The sequence below is a fragment of the Streptomyces sp. Go-475 genome (genome assembly GCF_003330845.1).
Lineage (GTDB): Bacteria > Actinomycetota > Actinomycetes > Streptomycetales > Streptomycetaceae > Streptomyces.
Genome location: NZ_CP026121.1, coordinates 8,021,158 through 8,046,276, shown reverse-complemented (window position 1 = coordinate 8,046,276; position 25,119 = coordinate 8,021,158). Strand labels below are relative to the sequence as shown.

The window sequence follows — 25,119 nt, the reverse complement described above, 5'->3', positions numbered from 1 at the left end:
CACGAGCCCTGAGCGCAGGGAAAGGTGAGAACCAGCGCCCCTGCGGCTCCTTACGGCGCCACCGCAAACACACCGCACTTGACACGGCCGCTTATCGGTAACAGTGTATCCATTATGAGTACCTGGTCTGAGCCGCAGCCCGATTCCCGGTTCCTCTCCGTGGACGGTCTGCGAATCCACTACAAACGCGCTGGTCACGGCCCGGCACTCGTGCTGCTGCACGGCAGCGCATCGTCTCTTCAGCACTTCGACCGTGCGGCGGACCTGCTGTCGGAGTCGTTCGACGTCATCCGCCCCGACCTGCCGGCGTTCGGCCTGACCGGCCCTCGCAAGGACCGGGACTACCGCATCCCGACCTACGCCGCGACGGTGGCGGGCTTCCTGGAGGCGCTGGGGGTGCCGCGCTACGCGGTGGGGGGCAATTCGCTGGGCGGCAACATCGCCTGGAACATAGCGCTGGACCACCGGGAGCGACTGACCGGCCTGGTGCTGGTCAATGCCACCGGCTACCCGGAGAAGTCGGTGCCGACGGGCATGCGCCTGGCCCGGAACCCGCTGCTGCGCCCCGTGTTGCGGCGCATGATGCCGCGCGGCGCCATCGAGCGCAACCTGCGCTCGAACGTCGGCCCACGCTCCACGATCGTGGACGACACCATGGTGGACCGGGCCTATCAGCTGATGAGCCGGCCCGGAAACCGCTCGGCCTTCGTCGACTTCTGCAACACGGACCAGCCTGACCGCAGCTCGGAGATTCCCCGCATCGCGGTGCCCACGCTCGTGCTGCGCAGCGCGAGCATCGACGGCCAGAACTTCACCCGCGACATCCCCGGCGCCGAGGAGCTGGTGCATCCGCACGGCGGTCACCTGCTGCCGGAAGAGGAGCCGCAATGGGTCGCGGAAGCAATCGCGAAGTTCCTCGGCTCCGCCGCCGACACCCCCACGCACTGAGGCCGAGGAGGCCCGTTCCATGAAGTACTTCGTCGCCTCGGGCGAGGACCTACGGCTCACCGCCGACTCGCGGCAGGCCCTGCGCGGCAGTTTCATCGAGCTGTCCGACGGCGTCACGCACTACGAACTGACCGGCCCCGAGGACGGGGATGTGGTCGTGATGGCGGGCGGACTGACCATCCCGCTGTTCTACTGGGACGGTCTCGTCACCGAGCTGCACGCCCGCGGGCTGCGGACGCTGACCTGCAGCGCGTACGGCCGCGGCTACTCGGACCGGGTGCGGTCGCGATACGACGAGAGGCTGTTCGCGCGGCAGCTGTCCGAGCTCACGGACCGGCTCGGCCTGACCGAGCGGCCACTGCACCTCGTCGGCACCTCCATGGGCGCGTTGGTCGCCATGGCCTACGCCGCCCAGCACCGATCGTCGGTGTCCACCCTCACCATCGTCGGCCCCGCCGGTCTCGCGAAACCGCAACTGACCTCCCCGCACCGGCTGCTGCGCAGCGACCTGTTCGCCGGCCTCGTCGCCCGGCGACGCGGACGTCAGATACTCCGCGGTCACCTCGGGCACAACGTCCGCGACCCCGAACTCGGCGCGGCACTCACGGAGATGGTCCTCGACTCCTTCCGATTCGAGGGTTCGCTGTACGCGGTCTTCGACACGCTGCAGCACCTGCCCGTCTCCGGCCGTGACGACCTCTTCCGCCAGACCGGGACGCTGGGCATCCCGACGCTGCTCCTGTGGGGCGACGAGGACAACGTCACGCCACTGGTCCACTTCGACACGGCACGCGCCTTGCTGAAGCCCCGGCACCATCACGTCATCCCCGAATGCGGCCACATGGCCCCGTTCGAACGGCCCCGCGACGTCGCCGACCAGATCGTCCCGTTCGTGGCCGCACAGAGCGAGAGGCTCGACTCGTGAACAACCCGCAGGTCATCGACGTCCTGATCATCGGTGCGGGCCCCTCGGGCACGGCTGTGGCGATCGACCTCGTACGCCGCGGCCTCGACGTACGGATCGTCGACAGGTCTCCCCACGCCTTCGACGGCTCCCGCGCCAAGGGCGTCCAGCCCCGCACTCTCGAAGTCCTGGAAGACCTCGGTGCCCTCGACGACGTGCTGAGCGGCGGCAGCGTCTACCCCAAGCTCGGGATCCATGTGGGGCCTCTCGCCGTGCCGTGGAAGATGTTCTCCCACAAGGAGGCGACCCCGGACGTTCCGTATGCGAACACCTGGCTGATCCCTCAGTTCCGCACGGACCGCGCCCTGCACGCGCGGCTCAGCGCGATCGGCAGCGAGATCGAGTTCGGCACGGAACTGACCGAGCTGACGCAGGACGAGGACACGGTGGTCGCCAAGGTGGCGGGCCCGGACGGTACGCAGGAGATCGTCGCCCGGTACGCCGTAGGCGCCGACGGCGGTTCCAGTACGGTGCGCAAGCAGCTCGGCATCGGTTTCGTCGGGACGACGGACGAGAGCGACAGGATGCTCATCGTCGACGCCTCGGTGACCGGTCTGGCCCGCAACCGGTGGCACATGTGGCCCGGCCGGGGCGGCAGGTTCATCGGCGCCTGCCCGCTCCCCGACAGCGACATGTTCCAGTGGATGATCCGTCTCACGCCGGACGAGGAACCGCCTACGGAGAAGGACGACATCCTCCGGCGGATTCACGACCACACCCACAACCGGCGCATTCAGCTGCGCGACATCCGCTGGACGTCGGTGTTCCGGCCCAACATCCGCCTGGCGGAGAACTACGGCCGAGGACGGGTCTTCCTCGCCGGTGACGCCGCGCACGTCCACACCCCGGCCGGCGCCCAGGGCCTGAACACCGGCATACAGGACGGCTACAACCTCGGCTGGAAGCTCGGCCAGGTCCTCGCCGGGGCGGACCCGGCGCTGCTGGACACCTACGAGGCCGAGCGGCAGCCGATCGCCGCCGGGGTCCTGGGCCTGTCCACGGACAAGTGGGGCGGCATCGCCAAGCTCGACCCGTCGAGCATGAAGCGGGGCAAGGACGAGCAGCAGCTCACCCTGACCTACTACGGCGGCCCGCTCGCCCCCTCCGACGGCATGCGCACCGGGACACTGCGCGTGGGTGACCGCGCCCCGGACGCCCGACTGCTCGGCGCCGACGGCGCCGAGACCCGGCTGTTCGAGGTCCTCCGCGGGCCGGACTTCACCGCCCTCGCCTACGGCCCCGGTGCCGCACGGGAGCTCGAACAGCTTGCCTGGCCGACCGCGGGCGCCCAGCTGAAACGGCTCACCGTCGGCCCGGCCGCCACCCACGGCCTCACCTTCTCCGACCCCGGGAACACACTGCGGCGTGCCTACGGCCTGACCGGCGACACGCTGCTGCTGATCCGTCCCGACGGCTACATCGGGCACATCGCCACCCGGGACTTCCTCAGCACCACACAAACCGCCGTCCAGGCGATGACCCCGCAGGCAAGGAGCCGCACCATGCCCCAGCAGAGCCACCCCTCCCCCGGTTCGGGGGCCACCGCATGAGCCGCACACTGCTGCGCGGAGCGCGAGTCATCACGATGACGCCGGGCCGGCCGGACGCCGAGCGCCTCGACATCCTCGTCGACGGCGACCGCATCGCCGCCGTGGACGAGAACATCGAGGCGCCCGACGCCGAAGTGGTCGACTTCTCCGGCCGCATCGTCATCCCCGGCCTGGTCAACGCCCACCTGCACACCTGGCAGACCGCGCTGCGCTCCGTGGGCGCCGACTGGACGCTGATGGAGTACCTGACCCACCTCCACGGCGAGTGCGTCGGCCACTACACCCCTGCCGACATGCACATCAGCAACCTCGTCGGTGCACTGACCCAGATCAACTGCGGCACCACCACCCTCGGCGACTGGTGCCACAACGCTTCGTCGCCCGAACACGCCGACGCGGCCGTCGAGGGACTGGCCCACGCCGGTATCCGCGCCGTCTTCCTGCACGGCACGGCCTACCGGTCGCCGGACACCCCCCACCCCCTCACCGAGATCGACCGGCTGCTCGACGGCCCCGTCCGCGACCACGCCCTCCTCACCCTGGGCATGGCACTGCAGGGGCCGCAGTACTCCTCGCCCGACACCGCGTTGGCCGATTTCCGAGCCGGCGCGGAACGCGGCCTCGTCGTCTCGATGCACCAAAGCGGCGGAGAGCCCTCCCCCGGCTGGGAAGCCGTGCGCACCGCCGGTCTGTTCAGCCCCCTGACCAACATCGTGCACGGGATCGACCTGCCCGACGACTGGATCAAGACGCTCCTCGAAGCAGGCGTCACCTTCACCAGCACTCCGGAGAACGAACTGGGCCAAGGACACGGCACACCCATCACCGGGTCCCTGCTACGCCTGGACGCGGCGCCCTCCCTGGGGACCGACATCGACACCGCCGTACCCGGCACGCTCCTCACGGCCGCCCGCATCGCCCTGGCCCACCAGCGCAGCCTGGACCACGCCCAGCACCGACAGACGACAGGCATGCACGCCACCACTGCCTCGGTCACCGCCAAGCAGGCACTGGCCTGGGCCACGGTGGAAGGGGCGAAGGCCCTGGGCCTCGCCGACCGGGTGGGCCGGATCGAGGTGGGCATGCAGGCCGACCTGGTCGCCGTCGACGCCCGGGCCCTCAACCTGTGGCCGGCACACGATCCGGTCGCCACGGCCCTGCACGCCGACATCGCCAACATCGAAGCCGTGATGGTCGCCGGCACCTGGCGCAAACGCGACCACGCCCTGCTCACACCCCGACTCGACGAGGTCAAGGACCAGCTCCGCGAGTCCGGAGAGCGGCTGGTGCGCAGCATCGGGCCTGCTGCCTCCCCCGCCTGACACATCGCAGCGGCACAGAAGCACGAACCGCGCCGACGCACACGCCACTGCGTCCTCGTCGGCGCGACGGCCCTGCCCTCAGATCCGCGCACCGCGGCCGCGCTCCCACAGCAGAAGGTGACGTGAGCAGTCCCATGTCCGCTACCGCGGGGATGCCCCGCCGGACTCTGCACAAGGAACAGATCGTCCAGGCCGCCATCGTCCTTCTGGACGAGGGAGGCATCGAGAACCTGAGCATGCGAAAGCTCGGCAGCCGCCTCGGCATCACCGCGGCGGCACTCTACTGGCACGTCAGGAGCAGACACGATCTGCTCCTGCTGGCCGCTGACACCGTCTGGCGAGAGACACCGCTCCCGGGTCTCGACGACCTCGAATGGCGTCAGACCGTCCTGGCCATGGCCGACAACCTGCGTTCGATGCTTCTCCGGCACCCCTGGCTCCTGACCGCCATGACGATCCAGTCTCTCGACGGCCCGGCCAGGGACCGCCATGAGGCACACCTGCGCGCGGTCTGCGAGACGTCCGGCCTCACCAGGCGGGAGGCCGAGCAAGCCGCCCAGAGCATCGCCACGTTCGCGATCGGCGCCGCCCTCGCGGCCGCCCCTGACCCGAATGTGTCCTTCGGACTGCAGTCGATCCTCGACGGTGTCGAAGCCAGGCTCGCCGCCCGCGCCTGACCACGATCACCTCGACCTCGGGCTTCCGAACGGATATGGACAGGCGAGGGGCCCAGGGGACCAGACCCCACCATGGTGCAGGCGGTGGAAGTCCGACCCTTGGGAGCCGGAACGGGCGGATGCATGTGAATGCGCGCCGTTGGCGATCCAGCCATGGCCGCGCCCCTGTGCGACGCGGTGAGGACCTCGCGCCCGCGCTCCGTGTGCGGTGGAGTCGGCTGCCGTGGTCGTGGTCCAGGACGAAACTCCGCGGACGGCGGCACGAGGACGTACGGCGCTCCTCGTGCACCCTCACTCGTGTGCGATGTGTGCCCGGTGTTCGGCCAGCAGGTCCAGTCCGAAGTCGGAGTTCAGGTCGCGCCACACCGAGTGGGCGTGGTTCGCGTGGCGTTGGGTGTTGTCGTACTCGATCAGGATGCGGGCGTCCTGCACCCGGTAATAGTGCGGTTCCCCGACATCCGTGCTGCCTGCCCAGCCGAAGTGGACCAGGTCGAGGACGGTGTCGGAGGCGTAGTGGGTGTCGTAGGCGTCGGCGAGGAACTCGGGTGCCCGTCCGGTGTAGAGGGCTACGAGACGGCGCAGCAGGTGCCGCTGCCTTTCGTTGAGGTCGCGGCCGCTGATGCCTTTGGGGGGAATCGTGATGGCCACGCGCGCATGGTCGCTCTCGGTGTACCCGCTGCCCGCCTCCGCCCGGCGGTCGATGTCGTTGACGATCCGGTCCAGGCCGGGATCTTCGAACCGCCCCCGCCACAGGTCCTGCATGTGCATCATCGTGTCGCCGTGTCGGACCTGGGGCCGGTTGCCGGAGACGATGTCGGACACGGCGGAGGGGTGGAGCAGAGCTTGCCGGAACTGGTCCGCGTCGAGAGAGCGGGCCAGTTGACGTGCGGTGTCCTCGGGGCCCTGGAGGGGGCGCAGGGTGCCTCCGAGCAGTTCGGTCGTGGCAGGGTCGGCGCCGATGAAGCAGGGGGTTGTGGAGACGAGCCGGCCGGCGACGACGAGGTTGTTCAGGGAGATGTGATGGCCGCCGAGTCGCCATGCCCAGACGCGGTCGCCGGGACGGCCGAAGATCCGGAGCCAGTACAGGCCGGGATCGCGCCCGCGCTGCCGACCCCAGTGGACGGTCCAGCCTTCCACCTGGTCCAGTACGTTCTCGAGGCCCATCACGGTGGCGACCGTGGCGTAGCCCGCGGTGGACAGTCCGGTGGCCAGCAGTTGCATGGCCAGGCTCTGTTGGCTGGGGCTCTGGTCCCGGATGGCGAGCCCGCCGTGTTCCGTGGGGGTGTAGAACCAGCGCAGCCGCTCGGCCTCCGCATCCGGGTGGAGCGGAGAGTCATAGGCGGCGAGCGGCAGTTGGTCCTCGCTGAGACTGCCCAGCCAGGCGGCGGCGGCCTCGGCCATGGCGGCCGCCGCCTTCTCCCGCCCGGCTGCCGCGACGTCGGATTCCGGTCCTGCTCCGTCACCGGGCACGGGCGGCCTCCGGGTCCTCGGAGATGTCCAGCATGACCTTGATGGCATTGCCCCGGCGCTCGGCGTAGGTGTCGAAGGCCTCGGAGACGTCGCTCAAGGCGAAGTGGTGGGTGACCAGTTCCGCGGTGCGGAGCCGGCCGCGGGCCGCGAGGGCCACGGCACGGGCCAGCGAGCCGGTGCCCTCCCCGCGGACCGTCTGGATCGAGATGCCGTTCATCACGGCGTGGTTCAGGTCGGCCTGCACGGGCTGCTCGAAGAACCCGACGAGGACGACCTTCCCTGACCGTTTGGCCATGCGCAGGGCGTCGTCCACCGCACTCGGGGCGCCCGAGCATTCCAGGACGATGTCGGCGCCGATCCCGTCGGTCGCCTCCCGGACGGCGGCAACGGCGTCCTGTTCCCGGGAGTTGACGACCAGGTCCGCGCCGAAGGACTTGCCGATGGCCAGCCTCGCTTCCCGGGTGCCGACCAGGGCGACGGTCCTGGCCCCGAGTTCACGGGCCACCTGCGTCGCGAGCAGACCTATCGGTCCGGGGCCGAGCACGGCGACGGTCGATCCGACGAGAAGGGTGTCCAGCACGTCGAACGCGTGCATCACGGTACCCACGGTGCTCAGGACGACCGCCGCGTCGAAGTCGACGCTGTCCGGCAGCCGGTGGAGGGTCGACACATGATTGAGCGCGTACTGCGCGAAGCCGCCGTTGACGGTCATCCCCTGCACTCGGTGCCCGGTGTGCCGCAGGCCGTAGTTGAGGCAGTCGGTGTAGGCCCCGGCCAGGCAGTTGGCGCAGCGCATGCAGCCGCGGTGAGCCTCCGTCACGACCCGGTCACCGACGTGGAGTTCGTCCACGCCGCTGCCCACCGCGGCCACGACGCCCGCGTATTCGTGGCCCGGGACGAACTCGCCCACAGCGGGGCCTCCGTCCTTGAAGAAGTGCCGGCTTCGGATCTTGAGGTCCGTTCCGCACAGGGACGCCCTGCGGACCTGCACCAGGACATCTTCCGGCCCCACCTGCGGCACGGGCAGCGTCGCGACGGCAAGGGTGCCGGGTTCACCCAGCACCGCGGCCTGCATGGTTTTCGGCAAGGACATAGGGGCCTCCAGTCACGGCCATGGGCATGCGTCGGGAAGCGGCGAATCGAAACAGTCCTTTTCCCCACACCATCGTGCACGTCGGCAACGCCGATTTCCCATACCCGGTGTATAGGCATCCCTTATACACGTCGCGAGGAATTCCTATTGGAGGCTCACGACGGGCCCATGGCAGAGTCGTCCGGAAACGGGGGACATCGCCGCCGGCCGTACGGCCGAGGAACGGGGCCCCACCCGAGGAGTGACGCTGTGGATCTGGGAATCTCAGGCAAGACCGCACTGGTGCTGGGCGGAGGTGGGGGTCTCGGCGGCGCCATCGCGCAGGCCCTCGCCACGGAGGGCGCCGGTGTCGCCGTGGCGGACATCAGTCCCCAGGCTGCTGAGCGCACCGTCGAAGCGGTGGCCGGCATGGGCGGGAAGGCCGTGTCCCTGGAATGGGACCTTGGGGATCTGGGCGCGATCGACCGGCACATCACGACGGTCGAGGGGGTTCTCGGCCCTGTGGACATCCTGGTCAACAACACGGGTGGGCCGCCGCCCTCGCCGGTGGGCGGGCAGGATCCTGAGATCTGGTTGCAGCACTTCCGGTCCATGGTGATGTCGGTGATCGCGATCACCGACCGGGTTGCGCCGGTGATGAGGAGCCGCGGCTGGGGCAGGATCATCACCAGCGCCAGTTCCGGCGTGATCGCCCCCATTCCCAACCTCGGGTTGTCGAACGCCCTGCGTGGCAGCCTGCTCGGCTGGTCCAAGACGCTGGCCCGGGAAGTGGCGGCCGACGGCGTCACTTGCAATGTGGTCGTTCCCGGCCGGATCGGCACCCAGCGGACGAAGTTCCTCGACCAGGCCAAGGCCGAGCGGGAGGGCAGGTCCGTCGAGGAGACCTCCGCCGAGAGCGTCGCTTCGATCCCCGTGGGCCGCTACGGCGAACCGCGCGAATACGCCGCAGCCGTCGCCTTTCTCGCAAGCAGCCGGGCCTCCTACATCACGGGTTCGGTCATTCGTGTCGACGGCGGCCTCATCGCCAGCCTCTGAAAACAGGAATCAGAATTCAAGGAGGCAGAAATGGCATCACTGTCCCGCGACACCACCGGCGTCTACGCCATCGCACCGACGCCATTCGACGAATCGGGTGCGATCGACTTCGATTCACTCAGCCGGCTGATCGATTTCTACGGACCCACCGGTGTCACCGGATTGACCCTGCTGGGACAGATGGGTGAAGCCCCCAAGTTGTCCCACGAGGAGAGCGTGCGCATCGTCCAGTACGTCATCAAGCGCACCGACCTGCCGATCGTCGTGGGCGTCTCCGCACCCGGCTACGCCGCCATGCGCGCGCTGACGGCAGACGTCATGTCAGCCGGTGCCGACGGTGTCATGATCGCCCCGCCGAACACGTTGCGGACCGACGACCAGATCGTGAGCTACTACGAGGGAGCCTCGGCCGCCATCGGCGAGGACGTGCCGTTCGTGATCCAGGACTACCCGCTCTCCTTCTCCGTCGTCATGTCCCCCGCCGTCATCGCCCGCATCGCCGGTGTCGCGCCCGGCTGCGTGATGCTGAAGCACGAGGACTGGCCGGGCCTGGAGAAGATCAGCGCGCTCCGGCAGATGCAGGCCGACGGAGCGATGCCCCGGCTGTCGATCCTGTGCGGGAACGGCGGGCTCTTCCTGGACTTCGAGACGGAGCGCGGAGCCGACGGTGCCATGACGGGTTACTGCGTGCCCGAACTCCTCGTCGACGTGGTACGCCACGCCACCGCCGGAGACCGGGACGCCGCCCATGACATCTTCGACGCCCACCTGCCCCTGCTTCGCTACGAACAGCAACCGGGCGTCGGCCTGGCGGTGCGCAAGTACGTGATGAAGCGTCGCGGAATACTGGCCTCCGACAACCAGCGCAATCCCCGGGCGGCCCTGTCTCCGCGCGCCCGCACCGAGGTCGACTACCTACTCACCCGGCTGGCCCGCAAGGACAGCAGGGTCGTGGTCACGGCATGACGCGCGATGATCCCCCGTACCAGGGTGCGCCGCCCGATGCCTGCTCACCGCCTGCGCGACGGGCGGCGCCCACTCCAGTAGTTTGATCGAATGCAGCTACGTCAGCTGGAGTACTTCCTCGCCGTGTGGGAGGCGGGCTCCTTCAGCGGAGCGGCCGCGCGGCTCTATGTCACGCAACCCTCACTGTCCCAGCAGATCGGAGCCCTGGAGAAGGAGCTGGGCGCGGTCCTGCTGGAGCGGGGCAGACAAGGGGTGACGCTGACCCCCGCCGGCCGGGTCTTCCTGCCGCGGGCGCAGCAGGTCCTCCGCGTCGTCCAGGACGCCCGGGACTCGGTACGCGAGGTGGTCGAGGGCCGCAAAGGCGACGTTCACGTCCTGACGGTACGGTCCGTCGCCTCAGGCATCCTGCCACCCTCCGCGGCCCGCTGGCACTCGACGTACCCCGCGACGGTGCTGCGGCTGCACGACTACTCGCACCGCCGGGACCTCGAAGAAGCCATGCGCAGCGGACAGGGCGACATCGCGGTGGGTCCACGACCCCACCCGTGGGAAGGGCCGGTCCATTCCCTCGGGTACGAGGAGATGGTGGTGATCGGTTCCGCCGAGTACCCGGCGGGCGCATCGGCGAGCCCGGCCGAACTGGCCGCCGCCGACTGGGTGCTCTACGAGCCGGAACAGGGCATGAGCGAAGTGATGGACCGGCTGGCGGGCCACTTCGGATTCACTCCGCGCGCCGTGGCGCGAACCGGCCAGGTGTCGGCGGCGCTGCTGTTCGCGGTCGAGGGGATCGGTGTGACGGTGGCACCGGAGAACGCGGTGCCTCTGCGCTGGTCCCGCCATGCACGGCGGATCGGGTCCGGCTACTTCCGGGAGCTGGTGGTCTTCAGCAGGAAGGAGCCTTCCCAACTGGCGGATCGCTACCGGGACATGCTCACCTCTGTGGAGCTGCCTCTGACCGTGGAGCGGGATCTGCCCGAAGGAGCAATCCGTTTGCAGAACGTGTCAGGGTGATCGCGCCGCTCTGTCAGACCTCGTCGCGCAGGTGGGCAAGCCCGCTGAGAAGAAGCTCGAGACCGAAGGAGAACTCGTCCTCGATCGGAACGGGCAGCACCCCGGCAACGGTGACGGTGGCCGGGAACAGGTCGGGATCCACGCCGTGAAAGACGGCCGCCGTCTGTGCGTCGTCGGGTTGTCCCGCGCCGCCATGCCCGTTGACCTGTACGGCGAACCCGAGGACATAGCGGGCCAGGGTCGCGAACGCGTACGCGGCGACTCGCGGCGGGAAGCCAGAGTCGAGCAACACCGCGACGCAGCGCTCCCGCAGTGCCATGGCGTTCGGCCCCAGGGGAATGTGCTCGACCAGCAGGCGCGCCGCGTTCCGGTGCCGGGCCAAGGCGTCGAACATGGTGTGCGCGACCGTACGCAGCGCCCGCTCCCAGCCCAGTGCGGTGAGTTCGTCGCCGTTCAGCTCCACACTGCCGAACATGCGGTCCACGACATGGGCGACCAGCGCTGCCCGGTTGTCGAAGTGCCGGTACAGCGTCGCCGTGCCCGAGCCCAGACGTTGGGCCAGCGTCCGCATCGAGAGAGCGTCCGAGCCCTCCTCGTCCACGATCTGCAGTGCTGCAGCGACGATGCGCTCCAACGGCACCGGCGGCCGCCCCGGAGAACGCCGAGCCGCTGCCGCCTCCGCTCGCGCAGGCACAGGGTCCACCACGGAACGTCCCACCTCCTTGGTCAGCACCATAACAGTAACGCCGTAGCCGATATGGAGGCCGCCGATCGGGCGAGATGCCTGATCATTTTCCCGTCACGAGGCGGAGAGAAGGCGCTACGCGGGCAACTGTCGCCTCCGACGCCGTGGACAGGGCGATGACGTTCGGATGCTGTTGCCGAGCTCGCCAGGCAGCACCCCCGCAGCGACCACCGACGGCGCCTGGGCGAGCCTCCTCGGCACGCCACGGCCGAATTCCGCCTGCACGGACCTTGACACCTTCTCGCCAAGCGGCAAAGAATTCCCGCTGCAAACACGTGAATGAAACGATTCAAAAGTGCGGTGTCGCCGCACCCCCTCTTCCCCGGTCCCCAGGACGCCTCCCAACCCCCACATCACCGCACATCGACAGCAGGAGCCCGCATGTCCTCTGTAACGCGCCGGTCCGTCCTGCGCTCGGCGATAGCCGTGGCGCTCGCGCCCACCCTCGGCTCGGCACTTCTGCCCGGGCTCGCTCCCGCGGCGTCGGCCGCCGTCTCCTGGACCGCGAAGTGGATCTGGGCTCCGTCCAGCTCGACGAACCAGTGGGTGGCGTTCCGCAGATCGTTCACCCTGGCCTCCGCGCCGTCGAAGGCGGTGACGCAGATCGCGGCGGACTCCAAGTACTGGCTGTGGGTCAACGGCACGCTCGTGGTCTTCGACGGCCAGCTCAAGCGCGGCCCCAACCGCACCGGCACCTACTACGACGAGATCGACCTCGCCCCGTACCTCACGAGCGGCCGCAACACGGTGGCGCTGCTGGTGTGGTACTTCGGCAAGCAGGGGTTCTCACACAGCAGCAGCGGCAAGGGCGGTCTGCTGTTCCAGTCCGACATCACCACCGGTTCCACCACCACCCGGATCGTCAGCGACACCAGCTGGAAGCACATCGTCCACCCGGGCTACTCCAACAACACCAGCGGCACCCAGGTCAACTTCCGCCTGCCCGAGTCGAACGTCTACTACGACGCCCGCAACGCCACGGCCATGACCGCCTGGGAGTCGGCCGGCTTCGACGACAGCGCGTGGAGCGCCCCCACCGACTTCGGAGCCGCCGGTGCCGCGCCCTGGAACGATCTCGTCCGGCGGCCGGTCCCACAGTTCCGGTACTCGGGCCTCAAGTCCTACGGCAACGCGTCGTCGCTGCCGTCCACAGGACAGGGAGCGACCGCCATCACAGCCACCTTGCCCTCGAACCTCCAGGTCACGCCGTATCTGAAGGTGGACGCTCCGGCCGGCGCGGTGATCGGCATGCAGACCGACCACTACGCCGACGGCGACGGCCTGACCGGCCTCACCCCCGGGGCGGAGAACAACATTCGCGCCACCTACGTCTGCAAGGGCGGGGTCCAGGAGTTCGAGGCGCTGGCCTGGATGAGCGGCACGGCGGTGAAGTACACCATCCCCACGGGCGTCACCATCCTGGATCTCAAGTACCGGGAGTCCGGCTACGACACCGACTTCGCTGGATCGTTCAGCAGCAACGACGCCTTCTTCGACACCCTGTGGGGCAAGGCGGCGCGCACCATGTACGTCAACATGCGCGACAACTACATGGACTGCCCCACCCGCGAGCGCGCCCAGTGGTGGGGCGATGTGGTCAACCAGCTCAAGGAAGGCTTCTACACCTTCGACACCCGCTCCCATGCCCTCGGCGCCAAGGCCATCGCCGAGCTGACCGCCTGGCAGAAGCCCGGCGGCGTGCTCTACTCGCCGATCCCGTCCACCATCTGGACCGCTGAACTGCCCGTCCAGATGCTCGCCTCGGTGTGGGCATTCGGTACCTACCACCTCTACACCGGCAACTCCGACGCCGTCTCCGGCACCTACCCGGCGGTGAAGGCGTACCTGAACCTGTGGAGTCTGGACTCGGCCGGGCTGGTCAGCCACCGCGCCGGGGACTGGGACTGGGAGGACTGGGGCAGCAACATCGACGCCCGCGTCCTGGACAACTGCTGGTACTACCTGGCCCTCGACACAGCCATCACCCTCGCCGGCCTCAGCGGCAACAGCGGCGACGTCGCCACCTGGCAGGCCAAGCGCGACAGCATCAAGGCGAACTTCGACCGCGTTCTGTGGAACACCTCCAGGAACGAGTACCGCTCACCCGGCTACAACGGCGACACCGATGACCGCGCCAACGGCCTCGCCGTCGTCGCCGGCCTCGCACCCGCCTCCCGCTACCGGGCGATCACCGAGGTGCTGCGCACCCACCTCAACGCCAGCCCCTATATGGAGTTCTACGTCCTGGAGGCGCTGTATCTGATGGGCGCGGCCACCGTCGCCGAGGAGCGGATGCGCAACCGCTACGCCGCCCAGGTCGCCGACCCCACCTGCTACACGCTGTGGGAGATCTGGGACAAGTCGGGTGGAACCGACAACCACGCCTGGAACGGCGGACCCTTGTACACCCTGTCCGCCTACGCCGCCGGCGTCCGTCCCACCAAGCCCGGCTGGGAGACGTACGACGTCGTTCCCCAGACCGGCACCCTCACGAAGATCAACACGGTCACGCCGACCGTCAAGGGCGACATCCGCTTCGGCATCACGCGCGACGGCGACCGGGTCACCCTGGCCCTCACCTCCCCGAACGGCACGACCGCGCGAGTGGGTGTCCCGACGTACCGTGGATCCTCACCGGCCATCAAGGCCAACGGAACCACCGTCTTCACGGGCGGCGCCGCCACCGGCAGCGTCTCCGGTCTCAGCTACGCGAGCAAGGACTCCTCATACGTCTACTTCACCCTCAAGCCGGGCAGCTGGACGTTCACCGTCACCGGCGCCGGCCGCCTCGACAACCTCGCCCTCGGCCGGCCCGTCACGAGCAACAGCAGCCTGGAGAACAGCGACTGGGGCAAGAACAGGCTCACCGACGGCAAGCTCACCAGCGTGACCGGCGCCAAGGGCTACACCAGCGTCGACTTCCCCTCCGCCGACGTCAGCGCGAACCCCGTCTGGGTGGAGGTAGACCTCGGCGCCGACACCGACCTCGACGCCGTGCGGCTCTTCCCGCGCACCGACACCCCGGCGGTCGGCGGCGGCACGGCGGGCTTCCCCGTCGACTTCACGATCCAGACCCGCCCCGACGGGTCGAGCACCTACACCACCGTCCGCACGGTCACCGCCGAACCCAACCCGGGCGGGCTCGTGCAGACGTACGGCTTCACGACCACGACCGCCCGCTACGTACGCCTGCAAGCCACCAAGCTCGGTACCCCTCCCGTCGACGAGACGACCAAGTACCGCCTCCAGCTCGCCGAACTCACCGTCCCCACCGCCGCGACCACCGTCACCGCCAACTACACGCTGGAGAACGGCGACTGGGGCAAGACACGCGTCCTCGACGGCAAGCTCACCAGCGTGACCGGCGCCAGGGGCTTCACCAGCATCGACTTCCCCTCCGCCGACGTCAGCGCGAACCCCGTCTGGATCGAGCTCGACCTCGGCGCAGACCGGGCCATCGGCTCCGTCACTCTCCACCCGCGCACGGACGCCGGTGCAGCCGGCGGCGGCACAGCGGGCTTCCCCGTCGACTTCACCATCCAGACGCGCCCCGACGGCTCCGGAACCTACACCACCGCCCGCACCATCACTGCCGAGCCCAACCCCAACGGAGCCGCTCAGACCTACACCCTCACTTCCGCCACCGGCCGCTATCTACGCCTGAAGGTCTCCAAGCTCGGCAGGCCCGCCTCGGACGAGACCAGCAAGTACCGCCTCCAACTCGCCGAGATCCGCATCAAGTAGCAGGCCATCCCGAAACGTGCGGCGGTGCTGGTCCCTCACCCCGACCTCACCGCCGCGGGCCCCCAGGCCTGTGCACGTCGCATCGCAGTTCCCGAAGCGTCTCGACCTGCGCCCTTGGGGGGGACCTCCAGCCCCGACGCGCCGCAGCCGCGGTTCTAGGGGATGAACGGACGCGTTTCCCCCGGGGTGCGGCCGAAACGGCTCCGGAAGACCCGGGTGAAGTGGGCCTGGCTGGCGAAGCCCCAGCAGTGGGCGACTTCGGCGATCGTCAGATGGCGGGAGCCGGGGTCGGCGAGCACCTGCCGGGCCTTGCCGAGCCGCTGTTCGAGAATGTACCGGGAGGGGCTCACCCCGGTCGGCTGGAAGATACGGCTGAGGTGCCGCGCGGACACTCCGATCGCCTCGGCGACTCGCCCCGAGCTCAGCCCGGGGTCGGCAAGGTGCCGGGCTATGTAGTCCTTGGCCACCGCCAGTTGGGAGAGCATGGCGGGTGGCGCGACACCGCCCAGCCTCGGTGCGGCCAGCGTACGGACGAGGTCCAGCACGGTGGCCTCGGTGCTGACCGAGTCCTCTCCGCCCTGCCCCGTGACCCAGTCGGCCAGTACCGCCTCCAGTGCGGAAGCCTGCGCGCCTTCGGCGGCCGACCCCCTGCCGAGCAGTATCGGCGCGGACACCTCGCCGGGGGCACATTGCGCGGCGAACACCTCACGGGGGATGTCCACCAGCAGCTGCCGCATGGGAGAGGGGAACCCGAACAGATAGGGCCGCCGCGTGTCGTAGAGGATCAGGTCGCCCGTCTGCAGGGTGACGCAGCCGCCCTCGTGGAAGAACACCCCGCAGCCCGCTGTCAGCAGCGTGACGAAGATCGAGTCCTTCGGCAGGGTCCGACAGGTCCGTGGGGTCCGTTCGATGACGTGCTCGTTGCCGGCGATCTCGGCCAGCCGCAGGTCGCCCAGCTCGACGTTCGTCTCCGTGGCCAGCAGGCCCTCCCGCGAGTACGACGAGCAGGTCAGGCCCACCAGAGCCTGTCGGTTGTGTTCCTCCCAGAAGTCGATGCGGTCCGCCGGATCGACCGACTGCGTGGACACGCGGGAGACGATAGGCAGGTTCACCTGAATCTCCTTTCCAGCCCGTGCGTCCGTGAGGACTGTGGCGCAGGACCGCTCTGCCGTGACGACAGGGAGTCGATGCGGCCGCTGGCCTGGGCCTCGTGCTCTGACGTGAGGGGCCGTCGGAGGTGCCTGGTGGTGTCTCCCGGCGAGGGTACCCCCGGTGCGCTGCCGCGTCACGGGTCGCGCCCCGGAGCCAAGCCCGGCGTTCGCACTGGCGGGGCTGTGCGTCCGCGGTCGGGTGAGAACGGCCGCCGTCCGGCGTGCCGAACGGTTCAGACGGTTGGGGAGCCGTCATCGACCGGAGGCTTTCCGATGGGGAATCGCCGTCGACCGGGAAGACCGCCCCGTTGCCGCAGGAGGCGGCGAGTGAGTGCGGGAAGCAGACCGCCGTCCGTCGTGTGCTTGGTCACCCGGAGCCGGTCAGCCCGGGAGGCACCGCCCCGGGGTGCGAGCCGGGGGCACCCCTCCTGGGCCACGCCTGCTGATCGCGGTGAGCCGACCTCAGCACCTCTTCAGCCCCTCTTCTCGCAGTCTGAGGTCCTGTCCGTCGCGGTCCCGGCTGACGCGACGCAGGGGACGAGGCGGTGGAGGCGGTCACGGTGTGCGCCCGGGTCGACCAGGATCTTGACCTGGTTTCCGGGACCGTCCAGCAGGGCCTCGAAGCCGTGGGGGACCAAGCCATCCAGAGCGATGGTCGAGGTGACGACGGGTGTCAGGTCCAGCCCTCGCTCCGCGACGAGCCGGATGAGTTCCGGATAGGTGTCGCGGTAGCCGACGCTGGCGACGATCGACTGCTCGTTGTTGACCAGTGCGAAGGTGTCCAGGGACACCTCCGGGGCCAGGCCGACGAGGACGACCCGGCCGCCGCGCCGGGTCGCGGCCAGGCAGGTGCGCAGGGCGCTCTCGGATCCCACCACCTCGAACGCGACATCGACGCCCTCTCCGCCGGTCAGCTCACGGATCCGCTCCCCGGCGCCTTCCTCCGGGTCCGCGTCGATCAGATCGGTGGCGCCGAGCCCGGCCGCGCGGTGCAGGCGAGCGGGGGAAACGTCGACGGCGACGATGCGCCGCACCTTGCGTTCGGCGGCGAGCCGGACGGTGAGCAGGCCGACCGGGCCCAGGCCGACCACCGTCACGGTCTCGGGTGTGGTCCCGGCGCGCCGTAGCGCGTGCAGGGCGACCGAGGCCGGTTCGAAGAGCGCGGCCTGCTCCAGCGACACGTCATCGGGGAGGCGGTGCGCCATATAGGCGGGGATGGCGGCGTACTCGGCCATGCCGCCGTTCCCCATCAGCCCGGCGAACCCGAAGTGCCGGCAGATGTTGTACTCACCTGCCCGGCACCGTGGGCACTCCCCGCACCGGTAGTTCGGTTCGACCGCCACCCGGTCACCGACGGCGAGGCCGGTCACCGATGGTCCGAGGGCCGCCACCGTTCCGCAGAACTCGTGGCCGAGGACGAGCGGAGCTGTGGCGCCGGAGGCCGGATGCGGCTCGGCGACGGGGATGGCGTGCGGCCCGTCGGCGTACTCGTGCAGGTCGCTGCCGCAGATGCCGCAGTAGGCGACCTCGATCAGCACCTCGCCGCGCCGGGGCGTGGGAACGTCCACCTCGGCTATGCGGACGTCCCTGGCTCCGTACCAGACGGCGGCCTGCATGCGCCGCGTGTGGGCCCTCATTCGGCCGCTCCCGCCACCACTGCGCCCGAGCCGGGCGCTGCCGCGGCCCGCTCGGCCCGTCGGCGCAGCACCCGCGGCGCGGTCTCCCGCAGACCGAGGGACAGCAGGACAACAGCGACGGCGCCGCCGGCGGAGATGAACATGGCCGTCTGCAGGCCCCAGACGTCCGACGCGCGCCCGGCGATCACCGGCGCGAGGAAGCCACCGGCCAGTTCGCCGACTCCCATGACCAGCCCGAGTGCGGTGGCCAGCGCGCCACGGGGCACCGTCTCCGCGGGAATGGTGGCCATGAACAGGGTGAAGCAGCCGAGCCCGGTGTAGGTGAGGACGACGACCAGGCCCAGCGCCACCGGATCGGTGACGTAGACCACCGCGAGCGGACACAGGGCCGCTGTCGCGGAGAAGGCGATCATGGTCGGCTTGCGGCCGATGCGGTCGGAGACGGCCGGGGTGAGGAACCCCCACAGCACCCACCCCAAGCCCAGACAGGTCATGACTCCACTCATCGTGCTCGAGGAGAAGCCTTTGACGGTCAGCAGGTAGGTAGGGGTGAAGGTGACGATGACGACGAACCAGGTGAGGTAGCAGCATGCGGCCGCCATGCACAGGACGATGTTGCGGTGTCCCAGAACCTCCCGCACCGACGGCTTCGGGCCGACGGCCGTCTCGGAGGTGGCATCGGCGTCAGTGGCGGCGATCCGGGCCCGGCCGCCGGGCGGCACCTCCCTGACCGACTTCGCGATCCAGGCCGCGATGAGCAGACCCGGCACGATCGTCACGAGCAAGGCTGTCCGCCAGCCGTGGAGCTCGGCGATCCACACCACCGCCAGCGGGGCGAGGATGCCGCCCATCAGACCGGCCGACGAGCCCTGGAGCAGCCCCATGTTGAGACCGCGACGGCTCTCCCGGGACGCCTCCACCATCAGCGACTGGGCCAGCGGGAGCACGGCACCCTCCGCCACGCCCATCAGGGCCCGGGCGACGAGCAGACCGAGGAAGCCGGTCATCAGCCCGCCCGCCGCGGAGAAGCAGGAGAAGAGGACCACCGCGGCGATCAGAATGGGTTTGCGTCTGCCCAGCTTGTCCGACAGACGGCCGGTGACCAGCCCGGACAGTGCCCACGTGAGGGCCAGCACTCCGGACAGTGTGCCGAGCTCGGTGTTGGAGAGGTGGAAGTCCTTGGCGATGTACGGGGCGAGGAAGGGCAACGCCTGGCGGTCGAAGAAGACGAATCCGAAGGCCAGGAAGAGGATCAGCAGCAGCCGGTTCTCATAGCGGCGGGCTGCGCCGTCGATGGCCGCGGGCGCTTCGGCGTCGGGCCGCACACGGGTACGGATACGTGACATCGGAACCTCGTTCGAGCGGTGGGACCGGGGTCACCGGAAGAGTGAGTTGACGTAGTCGGCGCCGATGCCGACCTTCTCGTAGTGGTTCCTGCACAGCTCGATGTAGTCGTGGACGTCGAAGTAGCCGATGGTTCCGCCGTCCTCGTCCAGCCAGATCAAGGGACCCTTGACGATGAAGAACGCCTTCATCGGCTCGTCGCTCTCGTAGGCCACCAGCGTGTGCCCCTCGCCCGGCGCCTCGTAGACGAAGTCACCGGCCCGCGCGGTCCAGGGCCGCTCCAGGTACCCCCACTTACCGGAGATCGTGTACGCGAACACCTCGTGGGGGTGGTAGTGGCGGTTGACGAGTCCGGCCTGCTTGGCGCAGAGGATGTCGGCCCAGGAGTTGTCCTTGACGTTGATCCACAGCGGGCGCGATCCCACGCTCTCGCTGAGCGGGGCGTAGTACCGGTCGTCGTCGGTGGCCACCTGGGACAGATAGACCTCCGGCTGTGCGTCGGGCTTCATCGAGTCGGCGATCGGCTTGAGGCCCTTCCAGAATTCCGACGTGGCTTCCTCGGGCATGTTGCGGCTCCTTTTCGTCGAGGTGGCCGACAGTGAACCCCCGGAGCCGAGTCCAGGTCTTTCCCCTGGCAGACATGGCGGATTGCCTGTTTGGGACATGCCGACGCCGCACACGCAGATCCAGCGCCGCCTCCCTTGAGTGATCTTGGTGAGGCAGAATTCACGGCTTCGCGGCGGGTGATCACATGGCTGGGAGGCAAGCCCTCCAGCACCGCCCGCTGGGCATCGGTCACCGACTGCGGAATCTTCGGACCCGGACGACTCATACCGAACCGACGACGAACCTCCGACGCAGGTCACTAGCGCAGCATGGACAGATCGATGGCGCTCGCCATGGCCGCCATTCCGGCGTCGTTGGGGTGCAGATGGTCGCCGCTGTCGTAAGCGGGCAGCATCCGGGCATGGTTGTTCGGGTCGCGGATGACGGCGTCGAAGTCGACGACGGCGTCGAACGCGCCACTGGTGCGGATCCAGTTGTTCACTGTTGTCCGGATGCCGGCCTGTGCACTGTTCTGCGAAGAGTAGGGCAGCATCGTGCCGCCGATGATCCTCACGCCGGCGGCGTGTGCCTGCGCGATGATGTCCTGGTATCCGGCGATCAGCTGGTCGGCGGTGAGGGAGGGGTTGTTGTTGATGTCGTTGATGCCCTCCATGAAGATCACGTTGCGTACGCCCGGCTGGCCGAGGGCGTCGTGTGCGAACCGGACCCTGCCGGCCAGTCCCTGGGGAGCCCAGCCGGCATCGGCGCGCACCATGTTGCCGCCGATGCCCGCGTTGGCGACAGCGAACCGCTGGCCGCCGCTCTCCGCCTGCAGCCGGGCGGCCAGGCGGTCCGGCCAGCGCCGGTTGGCGTCGAAGGTGGTGCTGGCGCCGTCGGTGATGGAGTCGCCGAAGGCCACCACGGTTCCGGTGGTCACGGCCGTCGGCACGACGTCCACGCCCGACAGGTAGTGCCAGCTCCACATGGAGGTGGTGAAGTTGTTGGCGGCGTCCTCACTGGCGTGGTTGCCGGAACCGGCCGCCGACCGGTACGAGGTCTGGTAGGCGTCACGGTGGAAGGTGGAGGCGCCGGTGTCGCCCCGCAGGTACACGCTCACCAGGAGGTCCTGCCCCGCGGTGACCGTCATCGGGATGACGTCGCTGGTGAGTTCCGCCCCGGCGGGGATGGTCGGGTTGCCGGATCTGCCGAAGGTCACGGTGCGGTGGGTGCCGGGTACCGCTGCCGCGCCGCTGGAGCGCACGGCCACGTCGACGGCGCCGACGGACAGCGGCGTGGTGCTGCGCAGGTTGGACAGCCGGATCCGCACCCCGGAACCGGCGACGCTGGTGTGGACGACCATCCGCAGTGTCTGCTCGGAGAAGGTCTCACCGCCGGCGGTCATGCTGGGGCCGAAGGCCACGACCCGGGGGCGTTCGGTGAGGCTCCACTGCTGGTTGGGGTTGCCTGTGCACGGCCACTGGATGAGCGCCGTGCCGTCGGCCGTGGAGTTGCCGGGAACGTCGAGGCACATTCCGCTGTTGACGGAAACGATCGCGGAGCCGCTGAAGGTCCAGCGCTGGTTGCTGTTGCCGGTGCACGACCACTGGATGACTCGCGCTTCCGCCGCGGTGGACGCTCCGCTCACGTCCAGGCACTTACCACTGTTGATGTTCACCAGCGAGAACGACCCGTCTCCGCTGTGGGCGACGGCCTGCCACAGCTGGTTCGGGCCGCCGGAGGGGGTGTTCTGCACCACGGCAGCCGCGTCGGACGGCGAAGCGGACTGGACCTGTGCGTTCTTGCCGCTGTGCGCTGCGGTCAGCGCGTACACATGGCCGTCCTGCGGTCCGGTGGCGGCGGTGGCCGCGTCGACCGGGACGAGCAACAGTCCCAGGACGGCGAGAGCCGCGGCTCCCGTTGAAGCCGTCCTGTTCCGGGACCTTCTCATCAACCCTGTTCGCATGTCGTGCTTCTCCTCATCGGTCCTGCGGGTGACGGTGAAGCCGACGCGCCCGTCCGGAGCCGTTCGGCTCCGTCTCGTCGCAGGAGTCGGCACGCCGGGGGAACCGCCCGAGCCGCCGGAAGGGCCGACTCGGGCGGAACCTCGGTCTTGTTGAATGTGGCTACTGCCGCGTCACCGGGGTGGGCATCGGGCCTCGCGGCCCGGCCGACGAAGGCGGCCTGCCCCGCAAGGCGCCGCAGCCGCGGTCACGCCGGCAGCAGCCGGTGCGCGGCTCGGATCAGCTCCGTGTCCACCGCTGGTTGGCATCGCCGTGGCACGACCAGAGCTGGATCCCGGTGCCGTTCGCGGTGCGCCCCTCGACGGCATCGAGACAGAGCCCGGACTCGACTCCCACCACGGTGCCGCTCGCATTGACGGTCCACTGCTGGTTGCCGCCGCCGTTGCAGGACCAGATCTCCACGGGTGTGCCGTTGTGGGTGCCATGGTCCTTCGCGTCCAGGCACTTGTCGCCGAAGACCCGCAGCTCCTTGGCCGAGGTCAAGGTCCACTGCTGGTTGTCACCGGCGTGGCAGTCCCACAGGTGCATCAGGGTGCCGTCGGTCTCGTTGTAGCCCGGCACATCCAGGCAGCGGCCGGACCCGACGCCGACGACCTTCGTGGTCGACCCGATCGACAGGTTGTCGAACTGGCCCGTCTGTCCCTGGCTGTTGCCGTAGCCGGCCTGCCCCTCGGTGTAGGTGCCGTCGTTGACCGACCCCACCTTCACGCCGTCGATCCAGGCGGTGATCCTGTTGCCGTGGAAGCCCAGCCTCAGGTTGTGCCAGGAGTTGGTGCCCAGCGCGGCGACCGTACCGCTGGCCAGCGTCACGAAGTTGTTGTCGGTGTCGTTGCGCAGGATGGACCAGGCACCGGTATTGCTGACCCGCAGGTAATAGCCGTTCAGGCCCTCCGGACCGAAGGAGTGCTGCCAGGTGGCGCGGCCGATCAGCTCGGTGAAGCCCGCGCTCTCCAGCAGCACGTCGCTGGAGACCTGGTAGTCCTTCCACCCCAGGTCACCGAAGAGTGCGTAAGGGTGTGACAGCGGCGCCCAGGTGATCGGCGCCTGGGCCGACATCTGGCGGACGCACTTTCCGGAGCGTCCGCCCCCGCAGCCGACGACCTCGTAGGCGCCCTGCTGGTCCTGGACGTACTTCGCCTGGGTGCCGGTCGCGTAGCTGTCGTAGGAGTCGGCGTACGGCAGTGCCAGCGAGCCCTTCGCCGGACTGGTGGCGGTGCCCTTGCCCTGCCCTGTCGTGGTGGTGATGGTGTAGACGTACCCCGGCTGGACGGTGAGCGAGTAGGCGCCCCCGGAGGGGGTGATGTCGCTGCGGCGCACCATGGCGGTCGAGGAGTCGGTGGAGTTGACGTTGGTCGACCAGACGTGGACGGTCCCGGTGGACAGGCCGCCGGTCACCGTGAAGTCGAGCGTCTGTGCGGCGGAGGCCTGGGTGGTCTCGATGATGGTGCTGTAGTCGCGGTTGTTGGTGGACTTGAGGGTCACGTAGCTGCCGTTGGAGGCACTGCCTCCGATGTAGCCGGTGGAGCTGTCGAGGTACTTCCAGCCCGGCGAGGTGAACTGGGTGGTCTGAGCGGTGACCCACAGGCTCTGGCCCGTGGAGTACCAGCCGGACCAGGGCTGGTTGGCGACCATCAGGCCCGTCGTCGCGTAGGGCAGGTTGGGCGTCATGGCGCCGATGAGCGGCCAGTTGATGGTCGCGGTCATCCTGCCGTCGATGTAGTCCCGGTTGTTCGCGCGAGCCATGGGTGCGGCGCCGCTGTTGTAGTCGTGCGAGCCGTTCTCGCTGGCCCACAGCTGCTTGCCGGTGGCCTTGGCGTTGGCGGAGCTCGGGCAGGAGGTCTGGGGGGTGAGCCAGCCGCACGGGTAGTGTGCGCCGATGATGTCCACGGCGGAGGCGAACGAGGGATCCGCGAGTATGTCGTTGGCGATGTCCCAGCTGTGGTCGTCCGAGCCCACGATCTTGACCGACGAGTAGCCGTTCGAGTTGAGCGCCGAGCGCAGGTTCTTGTACCAGCCGATGTTGTAGCCGCGCTCGTTCCAGCCGCCCAGGTAGCTGATGTTCAGGCCGTGCGACTTGGCGCAGCCCAGCCAGGAGATCAGATAGTCGATCATGTCGGCGGTCCAGAAGTTGCCGCCGCCGATCCAGCCCGGCGCACCCCAGGCGAGGCCGGCCAGCTTGATGTCGGGATTGCGGGCGACCGCCTGCTCCATCAGCCAGAACTCATAGCCGACATTGCAGTTGATCGTGCCCCTGGTGTGCTCGATGCTCGGCTCGGCGCCGCTGGTGGAGTTGGTGTCGCCGCCGATCTCCGTCTTGAGGATCTGCAGATCGGCGCCGTAGTTCGGCTTGAAGAGGTAGTCCAGGATCTGGCTGCGCTGCGGCTCCGGGTAGTCGATCAGCAGTCTGCTGTTTCCCCCGCCACCGCTGATGGCACCGATGCCGTCGAAGGTGCGCCCGCCCGAGGCGCCGTCCAGGGTGATCGACGTCGCGGCCTGGGCCGGGGCGGCGGTGAGCATGGATCCGATCATTGCGATGACGAGGGCGCACACCATGGCGAGTGTCCGCAGTAGGCGGCGGCGTAGGCCGCGCCCAGTCGGCGGGTGTCCGTGGATCAGCATTCGTTCTCCTTGAGTTGTTTGGTTATGACGGGTTTCGTTGAAGAAGGAGGGTTGGTGGATGAGCGGCTCCTTGGCACAACCGCCTCCTGAGATGAGTAACTGCCAGCTTGCCTGGGGTTGTTGGCCCAACGTCCAGGCAACCTTCAAAGCTTCGGGCGCCGAAAGTATGGGCGATTTTGTTCGGCGTCAATGCTTCTGACAGAGCAGGTGGCGGCCGACCCGCTCCGCGTGGCCGCCCACGTGAGACTGCCGAACAAGAGCCCTCCTCCCATCCCA

General features: G+C 69.0%; 18 protein-coding genes. 9 read left to right on the top strand and 9 right to left on the bottom strand.

Translation table 11 applies throughout. The features are described from left to right. Positions 1–114: 114 nt before the first annotated feature. The 5 genes from C1703_RS36510 (at position 115) to C1703_RS36490 (ending at position 5,461) form a co-directional block, all read left to right on the top strand. A complete protein-coding gene (locus tag C1703_RS36510) occupies positions 115–948 on the top strand; it encodes an alpha/beta hydrolase (protein WP_114256851.1) in 834 nt (277 codons plus the stop codon). 19 nt (positions 949–967) lie between these two features. Further along, positions 968–1,873, top strand: coding sequence for an alpha/beta hydrolase (locus tag C1703_RS36505; protein WP_114256850.1), 906 nt, complete (start codon positions 968–970; stop codon positions 1,871–1,873). Further along, positions 1,870–3,462, top strand: a complete 1,593-nt coding sequence (locus C1703_RS36500) for an FAD-dependent oxidoreductase (protein ID WP_114256849.1) — start codon at positions 1,870–1,872, stop codon at positions 3,460–3,462. The genes C1703_RS36505 and C1703_RS36500 overlap by 4 nt, the downstream gene beginning before the upstream one ends. Further along, positions 3,459–4,784 carry an amidohydrolase family protein gene (locus tag C1703_RS36495; RefSeq protein WP_114256848.1) on the top strand — a complete coding sequence of 442 codons (1,326 nt, stop codon included), beginning with the start codon at positions 3,459–3,461 and terminating at the stop codon, positions 4,782–4,784. The genes C1703_RS36500 and C1703_RS36495 overlap by 4 nt, the downstream gene beginning before the upstream one ends. 134 nt (positions 4,785–4,918) lie before the next feature. Next, a complete protein-coding gene (locus C1703_RS36490) occupies positions 4,919–5,461 on the top strand; it encodes a TetR/AcrR family transcriptional regulator C-terminal domain-containing protein (protein WP_114256847.1) in 543 nt (180 codons plus the stop codon). Between the two features lie 291 nt (positions 5,462–5,752). On the opposite strand, the gene C1703_RS36485 is transcribed toward C1703_RS36490, so the two are convergent. Next, entirely contained in the window at positions 5,753–6,931 is a 1,179-nt protein-coding gene (locus C1703_RS36485) for a DUF3500 domain-containing protein (protein WP_269803223.1), read from the bottom strand. Next, positions 6,921–8,024: a zinc-binding dehydrogenase gene (locus C1703_RS36480; RefSeq protein WP_114256846.1), complete on the bottom strand. Its 1,104-nt coding sequence runs from the start codon at positions 8,022–8,024 to the stop codon at positions 6,921–6,923. The genes C1703_RS36485 and C1703_RS36480 overlap by 11 nt, the downstream gene beginning before the upstream one ends. A 249-nt stretch (positions 8,025–8,273) precedes the next feature. Between C1703_RS36480 and C1703_RS36475 the strand changes: the two genes are divergently transcribed. The 3 genes from C1703_RS36475 to C1703_RS36465 all read left to right on the top strand — a co-directional run bounded on the left by C1703_RS36475 (position 8,274) and on the right by C1703_RS36465 (position 11,036). Next, positions 8,274–9,059 (top strand): SDR family oxidoreductase, encoded by a 786-nt coding sequence (locus C1703_RS36475; RefSeq protein WP_114256845.1) that lies wholly within the window; start codon positions 8,274–8,276, stop codon positions 9,057–9,059. Positions 9,060–9,089: 30 nt separating this feature from the next. Then, a complete protein-coding gene (locus C1703_RS36470; protein WP_114256844.1) occupies positions 9,090–10,025 on the top strand; it encodes a dihydrodipicolinate synthase family protein in 936 nt (311 codons plus the stop codon). A gap of 90 nt (positions 10,026–10,115) precedes the next feature. Further along, positions 10,116–11,036: a LysR family transcriptional regulator gene (locus C1703_RS36465; protein ID WP_114256843.1), complete on the top strand. Its 921-nt coding sequence runs from the start codon at positions 10,116–10,118 to the stop codon at positions 11,034–11,036. A gap of 13 nt (positions 11,037–11,049) precedes the next feature. Here C1703_RS36465 and C1703_RS36460 read toward each other — a convergent pair whose 3' ends face one another. Then, a complete protein-coding gene (locus C1703_RS36460) occupies positions 11,050–11,676 on the bottom strand; it encodes a TetR/AcrR family transcriptional regulator (protein ID WP_114256842.1) in 627 nt (208 codons plus the stop codon). Between the two features lie 486 nt (positions 11,677–12,162). Between C1703_RS36460 and C1703_RS36455 the strand changes: the two genes are divergently transcribed. Next, positions 12,163–15,525 carry a discoidin domain-containing protein gene (locus C1703_RS36455; protein WP_232840697.1) on the top strand — a complete coding sequence of 1,121 codons (3,363 nt, stop codon included), beginning with the start codon at positions 12,163–12,165 and terminating at the stop codon, positions 15,523–15,525. A gap of 155 nt (positions 15,526–15,680) precedes the next feature. On the opposite strand, the gene C1703_RS36450 is transcribed toward C1703_RS36455, so the two are convergent. From C1703_RS36450 to C1703_RS36425, 6 genes are all read right to left on the bottom strand, one after another. Continuing rightward, entirely contained in the window at positions 15,681–16,637 is a 957-nt protein-coding gene (locus tag C1703_RS36450; protein WP_232840696.1) for an AraC family transcriptional regulator, read from the bottom strand. Positions 16,638–17,149: 512 nt separating this feature from the next. After that, a complete protein-coding gene (locus tag C1703_RS36445) occupies positions 17,150–18,313 on the bottom strand; it encodes a 2,3-butanediol dehydrogenase (RefSeq protein WP_232840695.1) in 1,164 nt (387 codons plus the stop codon). Next, positions 18,310–19,659 carry an MFS transporter gene (locus C1703_RS36440; RefSeq protein WP_114256840.1) on the bottom strand — a complete coding sequence of 450 codons (1,350 nt, stop codon included), beginning with the start codon at positions 19,657–19,659 and terminating at the stop codon, positions 18,310–18,312. Before C1703_RS36440 ends, C1703_RS36445 begins: the two co-directional genes overlap by 4 nt. A 30-nt stretch (positions 19,660–19,689) precedes the next feature. Then, the gene (locus C1703_RS36435; RefSeq protein WP_114256839.1) at positions 19,690–20,223 is read right to left on the bottom strand and encodes a 2,4'-dihydroxyacetophenone dioxygenase family protein; all 534 of its coding nucleotides are present in this window, start codon (positions 20,221–20,223) and stop codon (positions 19,690–19,692) included. A 299-nt stretch (positions 20,224–20,522) separates the two neighbouring features. Continuing rightward, entirely contained in the window at positions 20,523–22,088 is a 1,566-nt protein-coding gene (locus C1703_RS36430; protein WP_232840694.1) for an RICIN domain-containing protein, read from the bottom strand. Between the two features lie 355 nt (positions 22,089–22,443). Beyond that, a complete protein-coding gene (locus tag C1703_RS36425; RefSeq protein ID WP_232840693.1) occupies positions 22,444–24,741 on the bottom strand; it encodes a ricin-type beta-trefoil lectin domain protein in 2,298 nt (765 codons plus the stop codon). Between the last annotated feature and the right edge of the window lie 378 nt (positions 24,742–25,119).